The organism is Bradyrhizobium campsiandrae (assembly GCF_014529705.1).
GTDB lineage: Bacteria > Pseudomonadota > Alphaproteobacteria > Rhizobiales > Xanthobacteraceae > Bradyrhizobium > Bradyrhizobium campsiandrae.
In genome coordinates this window covers 128,294-143,838 of sequence record NZ_JAANIH010000002.1, presented here as the reverse complement: position 1 = coordinate 143,838, position 15,545 = coordinate 128,294, and the positions used below count along the sequence as shown (strand labels likewise).

14 protein-coding genes and 1 pseudogene are annotated in these 15,545 nt (G+C 61.6%); 5 read left to right on the top strand and 10 right to left on the bottom strand.

Annotated elements, in window-relative coordinates:
* Positions 1-15: 15 nt before the first annotated feature.
* Both G8O24_RS02080 and G8O24_RS02075 read left to right on the top strand, forming a co-directional pair.
* Positions 16-165, top strand: coding sequence for a hypothetical protein (locus G8O24_RS02080; RefSeq protein ID WP_007609497.1), 150 nt, complete (start codon positions 16-18; stop codon positions 163-165).
* A gap of 459 nt (positions 166-624) precedes the next feature.
* Positions 625-2,121, top strand: a complete 1,497-nt coding sequence (locus tag G8O24_RS02075) for a hypothetical protein (protein WP_188095997.1) — start codon at positions 625-627, stop codon at positions 2,119-2,121.
* Between the two features lie 168 nt (positions 2,122-2,289).
* Here G8O24_RS02075 and G8O24_RS02070 read toward each other — a convergent pair.
* Both G8O24_RS02070 and G8O24_RS44225 read right to left on the bottom strand, forming a co-directional pair.
* Positions 2,290-2,882, bottom strand: a pseudogene (locus tag G8O24_RS02070) (VOC family protein).
* Positions 2,824-3,171, bottom strand: coding sequence for a hypothetical protein (locus tag G8O24_RS44225; RefSeq protein ID WP_311972334.1), 348 nt, complete (start codon positions 3,169-3,171; stop codon positions 2,824-2,826). Before G8O24_RS44225 ends, G8O24_RS02070 begins: the two are co-directional and overlap by 59 nt.
* Between G8O24_RS44225 and G8O24_RS45385 the strand changes: the two genes are divergently transcribed.
* Positions 3,055-3,822 carry a GNAT family N-acetyltransferase gene (locus tag G8O24_RS45385; protein ID WP_311972335.1) on the top strand — a complete coding sequence of 256 codons (768 nt, stop codon included), beginning with the start codon at positions 3,055-3,057 and terminating at the stop codon, positions 3,820-3,822. The genes G8O24_RS44225 and G8O24_RS45385 overlap by 117 nt on opposite strands.
* 336 nt (positions 3,823-4,158) lie before the next feature.
* Here G8O24_RS45385 and G8O24_RS02055 read toward each other — a convergent pair whose 3' ends face one another.
* On the bottom strand, positions 4,159-5,835 hold the full coding sequence (locus G8O24_RS02055) for a putative glycosyltransferase family protein (protein ID WP_188095993.1): 1,677 nt from the start codon (positions 5,833-5,835) through the stop codon (positions 4,159-4,161).
* A 509-nt stretch (positions 5,836-6,344) separates the two neighbouring features.
* Positions 6,345-6,488: a hypothetical protein gene (locus G8O24_RS44220; protein WP_244645695.1), complete on the bottom strand. Its 144-nt coding sequence runs from the start codon at positions 6,486-6,488 to the stop codon at positions 6,345-6,347.
* Between G8O24_RS44220 and G8O24_RS02050 the strand changes: the two genes are divergently transcribed.
* On the top strand, positions 6,468-7,649 hold the full coding sequence (locus G8O24_RS02050) for a GSCFA domain-containing protein (protein WP_244645694.1): 1,182 nt from the start codon (positions 6,468-6,470) through the stop codon (positions 7,647-7,649). The two genes, G8O24_RS44220 and G8O24_RS02050, sit on opposite strands and share 21 nt — an antisense overlap.
* Before the next feature lie 75 nt (positions 7,650-7,724).
* Here the strand turns inward: G8O24_RS02050 and G8O24_RS02045 are convergent, their stop codons facing one another.
* Positions 7,725-9,005, bottom strand: coding sequence for a lipoprotein-releasing ABC transporter permease subunit (locus G8O24_RS02045; protein WP_188096174.1), 1,281 nt, complete (start codon positions 9,003-9,005; stop codon positions 7,725-7,727).
* Positions 9,006-9,181: 176 nt separating this feature from the next.
* Here G8O24_RS02045 and G8O24_RS02040 point away from each other — a divergent pair, with 176 nt between their 5' ends.
* Positions 9,182-10,804, top strand: coding sequence for an ABC-F family ATP-binding cassette domain-containing protein (locus G8O24_RS02040; RefSeq protein WP_188095992.1), 1,623 nt, complete (start codon positions 9,182-9,184; stop codon positions 10,802-10,804).
* 162 nt (positions 10,805-10,966) lie between these two features.
* Here the strand turns inward: G8O24_RS02040 and G8O24_RS02035 are convergent, their stop codons facing one another.
* From G8O24_RS02035 to G8O24_RS02015, 5 genes are all read right to left on the bottom strand, one after another.
* Positions 10,967-11,500, bottom strand: a complete 534-nt coding sequence (locus G8O24_RS02035; RefSeq protein ID WP_188095990.1) for an REP-associated tyrosine transposase — start codon at positions 11,498-11,500, stop codon at positions 10,967-10,969.
* Between the two features lie 107 nt (positions 11,501-11,607).
* Complete coding sequence (locus tag G8O24_RS02030; RefSeq protein WP_188095988.1) at positions 11,608-12,699, bottom strand: type II asparaginase; 1,092 nt, start codon at positions 12,697-12,699, stop codon at positions 11,608-11,610.
* 238 nt (positions 12,700-12,937) lie between these two features.
* On the bottom strand, positions 12,938-13,186 hold the full coding sequence (locus G8O24_RS02025) for a hypothetical protein (RefSeq protein WP_188095986.1): 249 nt from the start codon (positions 13,184-13,186) through the stop codon (positions 12,938-12,940).
* Positions 13,187-13,269: 83 nt separating this feature from the next.
* The gene (locus G8O24_RS02020) at positions 13,270-14,154 is read right to left on the bottom strand and encodes a dienelactone hydrolase family protein (RefSeq protein WP_188095984.1); all 885 of its coding nucleotides are present in this window, start codon (positions 14,152-14,154) and stop codon (positions 13,270-13,272) included.
* 26 nt (positions 14,155-14,180) lie between these two features.
* Positions 14,181-15,143 (bottom strand): alpha/beta hydrolase, encoded by a 963-nt coding sequence (locus tag G8O24_RS02015; RefSeq protein WP_188095982.1) that lies wholly within the window; start codon positions 15,141-15,143, stop codon positions 14,181-14,183.
* Positions 15,144-15,545 lie beyond the last annotated feature (402 nt).

The following is a 15,545-nucleotide window of genomic DNA, read 5'->3' as shown; positions in this document are numbered from 1 at the left end:
ACAGGAGGCGCAACCATGATCCGCAAGCTCGCATCCGGCGAATACCGGCTCTATTCGCGCAAGGTGAATCCCAAGACCGGCAAGCGCCGCAACCTCGGCACGTTCAAGAGCCGCGCGGCGGCCGAGAAGCATGAGCGGGAGGTGCAGTATTTCAAGCGGCACTGATGGCCGGCGAAGGCCCACGAGGCGGGGCCGGCGCAAAAGTCGAAAACAACCCCATGCGCAGTAGGCAAGTGGTTGAAAGGCCAAGCTGGCGGGCCTTCGAAAATGGATATTGCGGATTTTACGAAATCGACTTGACCTGTCGGGCAAAACAGGTGCATGATTTCATGATGGCAGGATCGGTTCCGCGGGCCGCGCGTTGACAAGCCTGACGGCAACGGTGCCAGGCGCTCCGCGATAGCGGCGCCTCGAAAGGCTACCCACCCGGCCGGCAGCGCATTGACCATTCAGAATGTCGTCAAATCTAACCAAGCATTAACTGTCGATTTCCTTTTGATTGCCGAGTCGTGATTGCACAATCAAACTTTACGCTACCCTAGATAATTCACGTCTAAGCCACTGAGAGAATGGATGGCAACCGACGGCAGCAAGCCGCCGGAGGTCTGACTTGGATGCGGTGGAATGAACGATCGGACTTTCTGGACAAGCCAGACGATTGCTGGACAATCCGGAGCGACGTCGTCGTCGACGTTGGGAACCTATGCATTCCTGATCTCGCTCTTGAGCGTGTTCTACGTTTCGAACGCCTCACTCATCTTAAGTCACTACGACCTCGGCTGGCATTTGGCCGCTGGTGAGTTGATCAGAAGCAAATCACACGTTCCGTTCCAAGATCCCTGGTCGTTCACTCTCGGGACCAAGCAGTGGTTCAACCTCTCCTGGCTCTGGGATGTTATTGCCAGCGTGATTGTCGAGTACGCGGGGTACGGTGGACTTGTCGGCCTGGTCGTCATATGCGGCGCCCTGATCGTCTTGTATCTGACGTCGGCGTGCCTCGCGAGCGGGGCGTCTACGCTCGCGGTCGGCGCCGCGATTTTCGCGACGTGCCTTCTTTATCCCGCTTACGAGGCTGCTCCCAACAGCTATCTGGCGGCGTCTCCGAACGTTGCGACAATGCTGCTCAGCGTCATTTTCTACCGGGAATGTCTGCGGTCTACGAAACTGTTGCTGTTGCCCTTGCTGATGATGCTGTGGGTCAATTTGCACGGAGGATTCGTTCTGGGCTTCATGATCCTCGCCGTCTTCGGGGCAGGGGCGCTCGTCCGGCGCGACTGGAGCAGGTTCAAAATCATAGCACTCGCGGGGCTCGGTTGCTTTGCTGCAACCTTCGTCAATCCATGGGGGTGGCAAGTCTATCAGGGCGTGACCGCGACCCTGGGACACTTTGTTCAGGGCAATATCGGTGAGTGGCTGCCGTACGCTCACAACATGGAAATCCCGGGGAGCATTCCCGGAATGGCCTATATTCTGGCGTTTGTCGCGCTCGAATTGCGGTATGGGGCCTCCACGAAGATCCGCCTCGAGCCTCGCATTCTTTCCTGGGTCTTTCTTGCGCTCGGGCTCACCCAATTTCGATACATGTCCTTTTTCTTCATTTTCTCGGCGATTCCTGTGGCTCTGCACCTCGATCGATTTCTGCCAAGGCAGCTGCCTCACTTGGCCGTTCAGCAAGCGTTCATGACGGCAGCGATCGCGGGCGCATGCGCATTGCCTCTGACCTTCTTTCGGATAGAGCCGGCCATCGCGTTACCCGATATGTTATCGGAGCAGGACGCTCAGTATCTGCAGACGCATCTGACGCATGCGCGGATTCTCAATCACTGGAATGTCGGAGGATACCTGATCCTCCGCACCCACGGATCGGTCCCTTTGTTTGTGGATGGACGAGCTGCAACGGCCTATCCCGATGAATTGTTGCGGGACTATTTCAGGCTCGTTCATTGGGAGATCGATGAAGGCGCTTGGGACGAAATACTCGAAAAATATCGCATCGATGCCGTGCTGTGGCTCACGAACCATGAAGAACTGAGACAGTTCCTCGTGGGAAAACGAGGATGGAAAGAGGACCACACCGGGGCCTACGAAAGCGTATATGTGAGACCGGGCCTGGCGCATTGACCCCTGGTCATTCGAGATCCGCCGGCTCGCTCTAGGCATACACTTATAAGGCGCAGACGTCGGCTTTGAAGGTCTAAACAGAAATGTTCTGTTCAATCCGGGCATGGCCGGTTTGACCCAAACCGGACATGACGATGGCGGAGCGAGTGCCATCGTCATTCGTGGGCGTTAGTCGGCAGGCCCGGCGAACAAGATCAGATTGCCATCGGGGTCAAGCACGATGAAGTTCCGTGCGCCCCAAGGCTCTTTCTTCAATCCTTGATGCAACGTCACTCCTGTGGCTTGAAATTCCAAGAAGAGCTGTTTGATCTCCGCCGCCGTGTCGACAGTTATCGAGGCCGACAGAAGGTGTTCGCGCTGGCGAATGTCCCCGACAAAGACTGGTTCGCAAACTCGGCGCATGCAAAGCCGCGCCCGGTCGCGCTTGACCATGCCGTAAAACGGCGGATCTCCATAAACAAATTCGACCACAAACCCGAGCTTGGATATAAAGAAGTCGCAGGACACCTTAACGTCCGCGACATAGAGTTGGGCTTCTGTGCCACTTAGGGTCGGCTGTATCGTCGTCTGCTTGATTTACGGCGTGCCACAAGCTCCTGCGCGTCGCTGAGCTTAAATGATGCCCCCAGCACCTGATGATCATCGAGGTGCCGAAAGCGAGGTAGCGCAGCTCTAATCTCGGCGGCGACCGGATGATACCGATCACGATGCCAACGCAGATATTGCTTGGCCTGCTTCTTGAGGTTTTCGAGGTTCGGCATGGGCGCAACTACGGGATACTAAACGTAGGTGGGCATTGCCCCTTCGGCCTCGGCCGATGCGCCCTACTGCAGCTGTGCTATAGTGCTCCGGCCGTCTGCGGATTGTCAACGGGGCCATGTCACTTGTTGTGAGCGGTTTCGGCACGCCGGCGCCGCTCGATACCAGATGCAGCTGGTAGCGCCGCACGTCCTCGAAGCTCCCCATATCCGGGGATCGTCCGAGGAAGGCAGCGAAGTTCTTGACCCTCTGCACGTAGTCATGTTGGGTCTTGGGCGCGAACTTGCGGATCGTCATGTCTTCGATCATGCGCCGGCGCAACGAGCTCACTGCCTCGTCGGTCATGGGGATGCCCCTGTCTTGGTGAAGGCTGCGAACCCCTCATCTCAAGACAGGACGCCCTGCCGCGCTATCCTCTCAACCGTGCCGCATACCACACTGTTGCGGCGACAATTGGAGAATGACCCGATGATCCGGCGTGCATACGTGTCAGATATCCCTCAGGTGGCTGCTCTCTATCACGCGGTTTGGCACGAGACCCACGCTCCCTTCATGCCCCGTGCAGAAATAATCCGTCGGTCCACGGAGTTTTTCATGGAAAGGATGACGGCACTCTTGCAGTCGACTTTGGTAACGGAACTGAACGAAGAGATCGTGGCGTTTTCGGCGTGGAGAGGCCACATTCTGGGTCAACTTTATGTAGCGATGCCACATCGAGGCACGCAAGCCGCGTCACGTCTGTTGACAGCCTCTGAAATTGAGATGGCCAAGGAGGGCGTTACCGAGTCCGAACTGCACTGTCTCGTTGGCAACGAACGTGCGCGCCGCTTCTACGAGCGCATGGGCTGGCACAATAAAGAGAAAATAACGGAGCCGGTTGCCGGTGAGCACGGTCAGACTGATGTCCCCTTCTGGTGCATGACCAAGCTTCTCGCTATCTAATACACCTCCTTCGGTCGCTTCCGCTCCTGTGCAGTTTTTTGGACGCCGGCAATGAGGAGGCTCCGCAGGCTCGATTGACCGGCGTCCAAAAAGCGACAAGGCACGAAGTCGCGGGAGTTTGGCACCCGCTGGGCAGCGAGCCCTATGGGGATTTGATGGCGGCGCCGACCTCGATGGTGGATGCGACGGAGGCAGGATGTGATCTGCGGGGAGGTTCGCGGGCGAGGTCAGGAGCATGCAATAGGCAGCTCGGCGGCTGCTCAGACATGACATTTTCGGACAACCGCTTCGCACCTTTCCGGATCATGGTTTAGCTCCGGCCCTGCGTATTGCCGATCAATAGACACGCAAGACGATCGCGTCTTCGTCCGCGCTGACTTGCCTGTATGCTCGCATGTAATCGGAGAGGCGGCCGTCGGTCTCGTTCCAGACGAAAGACGGGGAGCGGCGCAGCACGATATATTTGACGTGAGCTGCCGTGAGTTGGCGCTGCTGGAGCGCCAGATCGTCGGTTTCGAGGCGATCGGCAAGCGTAACGCCGAGTTTGCGTGACGTCTCGCCTGCCACGATGGGGTGACCATGGCAGACTGATCGCGCCATGGCGATGTTTCCCGCAATGTAGCCGCGGGGCAGATCCAGTACGCCGAAGCTGTCAGGGTCGTCGGCGATCGCAGTGAGTGCGGGCGGGCAGCGCATCGGGGTGGCGGCAAGGTTCGCAGGAAAGAAGTCGAGCAGCATCGCCATCGCGAGAAGTGCCATGCAGGTGCGTCGCCTCATGCCGTCCCCGCGCGCGGCCATGACGCAAGCTTGGGCCAGGCCAAGACTGAGGAACATGTAGACCATGACAATGGCACGGGCAGGCGTGCGGACATTGCCGAAAAAAGGCAGATTGGCCAGGACGAAATAAGGCAGCGGCACCCCGGACGGATGTCCTCCGATATGGAGCGTCTCACCCGCGGCAAGCACGAGAAAGAACAGCATCCCGGCCAGCGCGTAGTGCAATATCCGCTTGTCGGCCTCCGTCTTGCAAGCAAACGCCCAGGCCAGCACCGTGAGATTGGCGAGGCCCAGATAGACCGTGGCCTCCCAGGCATTGCCGGTCAGGCGGGCATAGATGCTCGCGCCGAACTGAGCCAGAAGATGGGTCGGCGGAAAGGCGACCAGGGCCCAGGCATCGGCGACGAACGCGTTGGTGCCGCCATTGGCAGGACCGCGGGCGATGATCATCGGTATCAGCCAAGGCGAAAGCAAGAGAATGCTGCCGATCACGCAGAATATCGGGACGGCCAGCATCCATTTGTCCGGCCATATCCGATCGCGGTTGCATCGATACACGAGATCAAAAGCCATGAAGTAAAACGCGTAGAACAGATAATACCAGCATGACAGCCCGCTGAGTGCCATCATTCCGCTTGCCGCGGCGAGATATAGATAACTCCGCTCTTCGAGTGACCTCAGATAGAACAGCGCAAATAGCGGCAGGAATTCGATCGTCGCGACATGGGCGTGGTGCATCACTTGCGCCACATGCCAGGGATTGAAGGCAAAGACGAAGCCGGCCAGCACCGCGCCCGCGTTGCATCCGGCGCGCTCGCCCAGAAGGTGGCGTGCCAGCAGAAACATCGCGACCGCTGACAGCGGGAAGGAAGCCAGCAACGTCACATTTTGGAAGAGGACCAGGTTGGTAAAGCTGGTGCCGAAGACGTGGCCCAGCAGCGTCACGGCGGCAACCTGCGGCCAGGCAAACGAATGGTAGCTGAGCGATGTCCCCTCGGGATAGCGGATTTGATTCGTGAACAGGAGGTCGCGCCAGCCGTGCGCTGTCGCCGCGTGCCAACTGTTCCAGAAATCCTGCATATTGTCTTCTTCGGGCCCGATCAGCGCCGATGACAGATGCGCGAGCCATGGCCAGAAGAAAAGGACGGTCAGGACGACGAAGCCGCCGATCACCAACGGCATCGTTGGGGTGATGATAGGCCGGCGCGTGACGGCGCCTGCGTCCAGCGTAACCATCACCAGGACCGTGCGAAGTTGGATAGGAGATCGAGCCCGCAGGCTGGTTCGCCTGCGGAGCATTTGCTGTCTGAAATAGCTGCGTGACCGGACGGCATGACAATCGCGGGCATGGCACAGAGATAGCCTAGCGGCCATTTACATCAACTTAAAGGTAATGGAATGCAGCCCGGCAAGCGCAGGTTCCGCACGGATTGACCAGGTGATGGGACAGCTTATGTCCGCCACTGCGTGAATTGACGGGTATTGCATCTCCAGAGTGAGAAAACGGGCTGCTGCATTTGGTTAATACTCTGTTTACGCGAATCGGCGCCTGCTGAGAGGCGATGAACGGGGCCTTCGACCCATCCTAGTTGTGTCCGTATCTGCGTGCGTGGCCCATCACACCATGCCATCGACAAACAAGGGTGCAATTTAAGCAAGACCGCGAAGCCCGCCGTTCCCAGCCAACTCGAGATGGTGACCCGCCAACTCAGGGACCTCGGCAACAAATATATCGAGGACAAGGACTACATCAGCGGTTCAGGAAGCTGCTCCAGCTCGACAGCAAGGACGTCAATGCGCGCTTCATCTACGCGCATCTGATCGAGGACGGCACCCACAAGAAGCTTGCCGAAGCGTGCGATCTCCTGTTGTCGATCCTGGACGACCATCCCGAGATCCTCAACAACCCGACCGAGGACAATCTGAACCTGGTCAGGGGCGCGGCCATGAGGTGCAACTTTATCGGGCCGAATGACAGGGCGATCGATCTGCTTCGCAAGTTGGCCCGTCAATCAAATCGTGCCGACGACCATTTTCATCTCAGCGAGGTGCTGACGCGATGCAACGCGTTCGAGGAGTCGATTGCGAGCCTCGAAAAGGCGATGCGGCTCGAGCCCAGGGCGTTCGATACCGAGACCAACAGGGAAACGCTGAAGTTTGCCAGGTCGCAGCTGAACAAGGCGGCCTCCGGCGCTGCAACCGACAGCAAGAAGGTCGGCCGCTATCCGGAAACCTCGGACTTCACCGGCGATCTGCGCAAGCTGATCCGCAACCACATCGCGGTCAATCTGAACAGCGCGCCGAAGTTCATCGAGAAGAGCACGCGCTTCTTCACGATGGGCTCGTGCTTTGCGAGGAACCTGTCCAAGAACCTGATCGAGAGCGGCTATACCAGCCACCACATGGAGATCTCGGAATATATCAACACGACGTTCGCCAACAGGGTGTTCGTCGACTGGCTGCGCGACGCCGATATCGATCAGGCCATCAAGGCCAGGTTCGTCGAACTGCTGCCGCCTGGCTGGAGCAAGGACAACACGCTCAAGGCCATCAAGAGCAGCGACGTGTTCATCCTGACCCTCGGCGTCGCACCGGCCTTCTTCGAAAGGGACACCGGCAGCTTCGTGCTGCCGCGGCCGACCGCCCTGAATTCGCGGGCGCTTGCCGAGAAATATCTGTATCGGACCACGAGCGTGAAAGAGAACGTCGACAACGTGCTCTATCTCCTCGACTTCATCAGGAGCGTCGCGCCCGAGATCAAGATCGTCGTCACGGTCTCGCCGGTGCCGTTGCAGGCCTCGTTCGAATTCGAGTCGGCGGTGCAGGCCGACTGCCTGTCGAAGAGCACCATGCGATTGACCGCCCATGAGGTGGTCAACAACTCCGGTATTTCCGACATCTTCTACTGGCCGTCGTTCGAGATCTTCCGATGGGCCGGCTCGAATGCCGGCGACTTCTACGCGGCCGATGACGGCGCGGCTTGGCACGTGTCCGAAGACAAGGTCTCCAGCACCATCAGGACGTTCGTCGAGATGTTTTCTCCGACGTGACGTCGGATGTGTAGCCGGGGTAGGAGGGGCGGCTGAGCCCTTGCGAAACCCATCGCCAACCTGACGCACTCGCTACTAGCCCGCCTGTCGCAGCGCCTCGACGGGATCGAGCCGCGCGGCGCGCCACGACGGGTAGAGCGTCGCGAGAAACGACAGGGTCAGCGCCATGGTCACGACCCCCGCGGTTTCGACGAGATCGATGTCCGCCGGCAGCTTTGACAGGAAATAGAGTTTTGGCGGGAACAGGTCAGTGTTCGTCAGCCAGGACATGAACTGTCGGATCGGCTCGATATTCGCGCAGACAAGAAGCCCGACGACAAAGCCGACCAGCGTGCCGGCCACGCCGATCGATGCGCCCGTGATCATGAAGGTCCGCATGATCGCTCCTTGCGAGGCTCCCATGGTCCTGAGGATGGCGATGTCGCTGCCTTTGTCCTTCACCAGCATGATCAGGCCGGACACGATGTTCAGCGCGGCCACGAGCACGATCAGGCTCAGGATCAGGAACATCACGTTGCGCTCGACCTCGAGCGCGCCAAAGAAGGTCGCATTGCGCTGCCGCCAGTCGACCAGGAAGACTGGCCGGCCGGCCGCTTCCGCGACGGTCTTGCGAAACAGGTCGACCCGATCAGGATTGGCCGTGAATACCTCGATCGCGGTCACGTCCTGATTGCGGTTGAAAAACGCCTGCGCCTCCGCGATCGGCAGGAAAATGACGCTTGAATCGTATTCGGACATTCCGATCTTGAATACTGCCGCGACCGCATACTTCTTGACGCGCGGCATCATGCCCATCGGCGTGACGGCGCCGCGCTGTGCAACGAGGGTGATGCTATCGCCGGCCTGGACGGAGAGCTGATCGGCCAGGCCCTGGCCGATGGCGACGCCCTGGCCCTCGTCAAAATGGTCGAGCGACCCATTTGTGATACTGCCCGCGATCGAGGGAAGCTGATTGAGGTCGGCAGCCCGAATGCCGCGCACCAGGACGCCGGAGGCGTTGGACGACGAGGCCAGGGCCGGGCCGTCGACAACAGGAATCGCCAAGCGAACGCCCTGCACCTGACTGATGCGCTCAGTGACGTCCTTCCAGTCCGTCAGTGGCGTTTCCAGCGGCTGTGCCACGATATGCCCGTTGAAGCCGAGAATCTTGCCCAGGAGTTCGGTGCGAAAGCCGTTCATCACCGCCATGACAATGATCAGCGTGGCGACCCCGAGCATGATGCCCAGGAACGAAAACCCGGCGATGACCGAGACAAACCCTTCCTTGCGGCGGGCCCGCAGATAGCGCGCGGAGAGCATCCACTCGAAAGGCGCAAAGGGGCCAGCCTGCGGAGAATCCATCACCACCTCGTCCATTTGGACCGTCATTCTCTCCTGTAGAGGTCGAATTGACCATGGGGCGTGGACGGCCGGCGCCCGAATGGGTTGGGGCAGCCAGGTCGCGGTTTGGGCGAATCCGTACCCCGCCGGGCTTCCCCTGGGGGCGCGCATGGCCTATTACGCTGCAACGCAAAATTCCCCCAAAAGACCCCATGATCCGCCTCGACAACGTCAGCAAGCAAGCCGGCCACCAGATCCTGTTCATCGAAGCCTCGGCCGCCCTCAACAAGGGCGAGAAGATCGGCCTGGTCGGCCCGAACGGCGCGGGCAAAACCACCCTGTTCCGGATGATCGCCGGCGAGGAGCTGCCCGACGAAGGCCAGGTCTCGACCGATCGCGGCATCACGATCGGCTATTTCAACCAGGACGTCGGCGAGATGTCTGGCCGCAGCGCGGTGGCCGAGGTGATGAATGGCGCCGGTCCCGTCAGCGAGGTCGCAGCCGAGCTGCGCGAGCTCGAGGCCGCGATGGCCGACCCTGACAAGGCCGACCAGATGGACGAGATCATCGCCAGATATGGCGAGGTGCAGCACGCCTTCGAGGAGCTCGACGGCTATGCGCTCGACGGCCGGGCGCGCGAGGCGCTGTCCGGCCTCGGCTTCAGCGAGGAGATGATGGACGGCGACGTCGGCAAGCTCTCCGGCGGCTGGAAGATGCGCGTGGCGCTGGCGCGCATCCTCTTGATGCGCCCCGACGTCATGCTGCTGGACGAGCCGAGCAACCATCTCGATCTCGAAAGCCTGATCTGGCTGGAGAAGTTCCTGCACGATTACGAAGGCACGCTGCTGATGACCTCGCATGACCGCGAGTTCATCAACCGCGTCATCTCCAAGGTGGTCGAGATCGATTCCGGCTCGCTCACGACCTATAGCGGCAATTACGAGTTCTACGAGCAGCAGCGCGCGCTGAACGAGAAGCAGCAGCAGGCGCAGTTCGAGCGCCAGCAGGCGATGCTGGCGAAGGAGATCAAGTTCATCGAGCGCTTCAAGGCGCGCGCCTCGCATGCGGCGCAGGTGCAGAGCCGGGTCAAGAAGCTCGACAAGATCGAGCGGGTCGAGCCGCCCCGCCGCCGCCAGAGCATCGCCTTCGATTTTCCGCCGGCGCCGCGCTCGGGCGAGGACGTCGTCGCGCTGAAGAACGTGCACAAGGGCTATGGCGCCAAGCGGATCTATGACGGGCTGGATTTCATGATCCGCCGCCGGGAGCGCTGGTGCGTGATGGGCGTCAACGGCGCCGGCAAGTCGACCTTGCTCAAGCTGGTCGCGGGTGCGAGCGAGCCGGACGAGGGCACGGTGGCCTTGGGTGGTAGCGTCAAGATGGGCTATTTCGCCCAGCACGCGATGGACCTGCTCGACGGCGAGCGCACCGTGTTCCAGTCGCTGGAGGACCAGTTTCCGACCGCGGGGCAGGGATCTCTTCGCGCGCTCGCCGGCTGCTTCGGCTTCTCCGGCGACGATGTCGAGAAGCGCTGCCGCGTGCTGTCAGGCGGCGAGAAGGCGCGCCTCGTCATGGCCAAGATGCTGTTCGATCCGCCGAACTTCCTGGTGCTGGACGAGCCGACCAACCATCTCGACCTCGCCACCAAGGAAATGCTGATCACGGCGCTGTCGGATTTCGAGGGCACCATGCTGTTCGTCTCGCACGACCGCCACTTCCTCAGCGTGCTGTCGAACCGCGTGCTCGAGCTGACGCCCGAAGGCATCCACCAATATGGCGGCGGCTACACCGAATATGTCGCGCGCACCGGGCAGGAAGCGCCGGGATTGCGGAGCTAGTGGCTTGTAGCCCGGATGGAGCGAAGCGTAATCCGGGATTGGCGCAACGCCGGCAGTCGTGCGCTGCGGATGCTCCGGCCCCGGATTGCGCTGCGCTTCATCCGGGCTACAAGATTGCCGATGGAGTTTTGTAGCCCGGATGGAGCGAAGCGAAATCCGGGATCAGTTTCCCCGTTCACCAAAGTTTCCATTGATCTCGCCGGCGCCACCCCAATCGCTCGGCAGAACGCCGGCGCGAACATATCGATGAAGCGATGAGTATGGCCAATCAGCCGGCGCGGCGACGAGCCCATGCTTGACGGGATTGTAGTGGATGTAGTCGGCGCACCGCTCGAAATCGGTGTCGTCGCGAATTGTGTGTTCCCAAAACCGTCTCTGCCATAGGGCGAAGTCGCCGCGATGATTGCGAGTCACAGGTACGCCCGAGGTGGCCAACCCGTGCGTGAACAGGCTCTTGATACGCCGCCAACGTCCGGAGAAGTCCGAGTCATGATCTGGCAGCGTCATGATCACATGCAAATGATCGGGCAGGATGACGATCGCATCGACCGTGAAGGATCTTTCGGCGCGCGTCACGCGGAACGCGTTCCGCAGCGTGTCGACGTGATCGACGAGCGCCGATGATTCACGATCGTCCAGCGTCACGGTGAAAAAGAAGGTGCCGCCGGGTACGAAATTTCGCCGATAGCGAACCATGCAGTTTCCCGGATTACGCTACGCTCCATCCGGGCTACAACCAGATCGAGAGAGTTGCAATGAATTCCAGGGATGGGAGCCGATCGGCTCCCATCCGTTGGGACGCTCTAATACGTGTAGAACATCCGCTGGATTTCCTTGGTGTCTGACGTCTTGGTCAGCGCCAGCATCAGCAGGATGCGCGCCTTCTGAGGGTTGAGCGTATCGGAGACGACGAAGTCGTGTTCGTCGTCCTTGGCCTCGCCATTGCGCGCGACGATGCCGTTGCCGACACGGCTGCTCCTGACGATCACGACACCCTTCTTGCGGGCCTCGTCGAGCGCCGGCTCGACCGCCGGCCGGGCCAGGCTGCCATCACCCACGCCGGCATGCACGATCCCCTTGGCGCCGGCGGCGACAAACGCGTCGACCGCGACGCGGTTCATGTTGGCGTAGCCGTAGACGATATCGACCTGCGGCAGGACATCGAGGTTGGAGACGTCAAATTCGGAGTCCGCGGTGTTCCGACGGGTCGATTGACGATAGAAGTACGGCTTGTTGCCCTGCATGTAGCCGAGAAAGCCGAGCTCGGGCGTGCGGAAAGTGTCCGCCGTCGAGGTGTTGTTCTTGGTGACGTCGCGCGCGGCGTTGATCTGATCGTTGAGCGCGACGAGCACGCCCTTGCCGACGGCCTCCTCGCTGCCGGCGAGGATCACCGCGTTGAAGAGGTTGATCGGGCCATCGGCGCTGATCGCCGTCGAGGGCCGCATTGCGCCGACCACGACGACAGGCTTCCTGCTCTTGACCACGAGGTCCAGGAAATAGCTCGTTTCCTCGATCGTGTCGGTGCCGTGCGTGATGACGATGCCGTCGACGTCGTCCTGCGCGAGGAGCGTGTTGACGCGCTTGGCGAGCTTGAGCCAGTAGTCATTGTTCATGTTCTCGCTGGCGATCTGGAAAACCTGCTCGCCCTTGACGTTGGCGACCGTTTTCAGTTCGGGGACGGCGTTCAAGAGGGTCTCGATGCCCACCGTGGCGGCGGTGTAACCGACGACGGTGGTGCTGCTCGCTCCGCTGCCGGCGATCGTGCCGCCGGTCGCCAGAACCACGACGTTGGGCAGACCGGGGCCCCTTGCGTTCGCAACGTCAAGACTGACGAGCAGCGCAAGCAGCACGCCCATCGTCGCCATCATGTGATCACGCATTCGAAACTGCAACATCTCGACCACCCTTTCCTGGAAGCCTCGTCGACGCGCCCCGCTTCGCTCAGCACGACATGATCCGTCAGCCGAGGCATTCTGTCCAGGGTGGCGATGATATCGCCTTGCGCGCCCGGCGCGTGCAGGCAGGTGGCGATAGTACTCCCTCTCTCGTGCTCGAACGACAGACGTCAATGCCCGGGACAAGCCCGGGCATCACGAAGGTTGCTAGTTAAAGAGGCAGCGAACGCAGAGCGGCTTACGCGCCCGTCTCGCACTTCTTCATAAAACTGTTCTTGGCCGCACCGGCGAGCGGCTTGCCGTCGGATCCGACCGCCTTGGGCGCACAAGCATCTTCCTTGCACTTCTTCATGAACGAGGTCTTCGCGGCGCCGGCGAGCGCCTTGCCGTCCTTGCCGACCGCCTTGCTCTCGCAGGTGTCGTCCGCGAGAGCCGAGCCCGCTGCAAAGGTCGCAACGATCGCGGCGAGGAAAATGCGCTTCATCATGGATGTCTCCCTAAACCAAAAGATGGCGGGGAATTGGAGCCCGGAATCGTGGCGCAATCAAGCAGGGCCCGTTCGCGCGCGGATCATTTTTTCCAGCCGCCGACGATCGCAATGGCCTTGACCAGGGCGTCATCCATCGCCGACTGATTCCCGGGCGCGGCTTGCCGCCGGGACGAGGGCTCGTCGAAATCATGGGTGGCACCGGGATAGACGGTGACGTCGATCGGGCTGCCGGCCTGTCGCGAGCGGTCGGCGAGGCGCAGGCAGATCGCGGGCGAAACCTCCTCATCGTCGGCGCCGAGAAACATCGCGATCGGCGCCGCGATTGAGATCGTCGAGGTCAGCAGGGCGGCCTGTCCGCAGCCGGGATAGAACACGAGGGCACCGCGGTAGCTTGCCTCGTCGGCTTGCTGGTTTCCTTGTCGGATCATCACGTTCAGTGCGGTGCTGCCGCCGTTGGACCAGCCTTGCAGGTAAATCTGATCTGCGACGGCGTAACCGCGGCCCCGCAGGTAGGCGAGCGCGCCTTCGGCGTCGAGCGGGCGCACGTCGATCTCGTTGACATCGGCGCGGTCCGCGTCGCCATGGGTGAAGCGGCCGAAACCAGAGGCCTTGCCGCGCGGGCCGAAGCTGTCCGGCAGCAAGGCCAGATAGCCGCGTGCCGACCAATAGTCGCCCCACATCGCATGTCGCTTCGACAGGGTATTCGCATTGCAGGCCGAGGCGATGCCCGCGCCGACGAATGTGCAATCGGCATTGTCGTTGCTGGAATAGGGGCCGCCCCGACCGTGCAGCATGACGACGGCGGGCCAGGGGCCGGGCGTCGACGGCTGGAACACATAGCCCGTAAGTGTCGTGTGCCCGTCGGCGCTAGCGAAATAGACGGTCTGCGGCGCCGCGGAGGCGGCCGCGACCGGCAGCAGCGTGCTCACGAGGCTTGCGAGGGCCGCGACGACGTGACGTAGCAATGCAACGCGCCCCGGGTGCAACGCGATCAGATCCCGCGCGTCAGCAACGTCTTGAAGTCGGCGCGCGCGCGCTGCGCCTCGGCGCGGGCGACCTCGGAGGCATCGCCGAGACCGAAATAGCCGTGGATCAGGCCGGCGCCCTCATGATGGCTGACGCCAACGCCCGCCGCCTCCAGCGCTTTCGCATAGGCTGCGCCTTCATCGCGCAGAGGATCGAACCACGCGGTGGTCACAATCGCAGGCGCGAGGCCGGCGAGCGAGGTGGCGCGCAGCGGCGAGACCCGCCAATCGGCGGCGTGATCGCTGTCGGCAAGATAGTGGCCGGCGAACCATTCCATGACGGCGCGTGACAGGAAGTAGCCTTCGGCGTTCTCGGCGCGTGACGGAAACCGCGCGTTCTCGCGCGCGTCCGCATAGCCACCCACGACGTCGGTGACGGGATAGACCAGCAATTGCGCGGCGAGCCTGATGCCCGCATCGCGGCAGGCGATTGCGGTGGCGGCCGCCAGATTGCCGCCGGCGCTGTCGCCGGCAACACCGAGACGCCTGGCATCGCCGCCAAATTCCGCGACGCGGCCGAACACGTCGCTGCTGGCCGCGAAGGCATCTTCGAAGGCGCCGGGAAAGCGCGTTTCGGGCGGCCGTCGATAGTCGACGGAGACCACGACCGCGCCGGTCTCGATGGCGAGATTGCGCGCCTGCCGGTCATGGGTCTCGAGATCGCCCGCAACCCAGCCGCCGCCATGGAAGAACACGACGGTGGGCGCGGGCGCGCTGCCGACCCGGTAGACCCGGGCATCGAGCGGGCCGGCGCCGCCCTTCACCTTGATGTCCTGCACGGCATCGACCGGCGGCGGCGGCACGGCCGCACGGGCTGCCGCCAGCGCGCGCAAGGAATCGCGGGCGCTCTGCGGCGTCATCGTCGCGGGGTCGCGCAGCGGCAGCTTCGGAATGATCTCAGCGATGACGGGATCGAGCGGCGCGGGCATTGGCTGGTCCTCACGGGTTCTTGGTCTTGCTTGGCCGTCAGCATAGATTTGCAGCGCCGCAACGGCAACCGTTCGCGTGTTCCAATGGCAATGCTGCGGGATGAATGGGCGGGAGGCCCTCGAGGTGGAAATCGAAATGCTGGTCCAGTCGCGGCGCAGCGTGCGCGGGTTCAACAACGAGCCGGTGCCGCCGCGCGTCGAGTGATGCTGAAGGCATCGTCGCCGAGTCTTTGCGGCGCGAAAAATTTGATCCAGATCAAGAGCGCCGACGCGGTCGGTATCATGAGCCCGCGGCGCGGCCCGACGCCGTAATCATACGGTGCTGATCTTCAGCGCAAGCGCGGCGGCGTCGTGCGCGTCATAACCTGATGGCAATGTCGAATCCGTAATTCATTCCTTTGA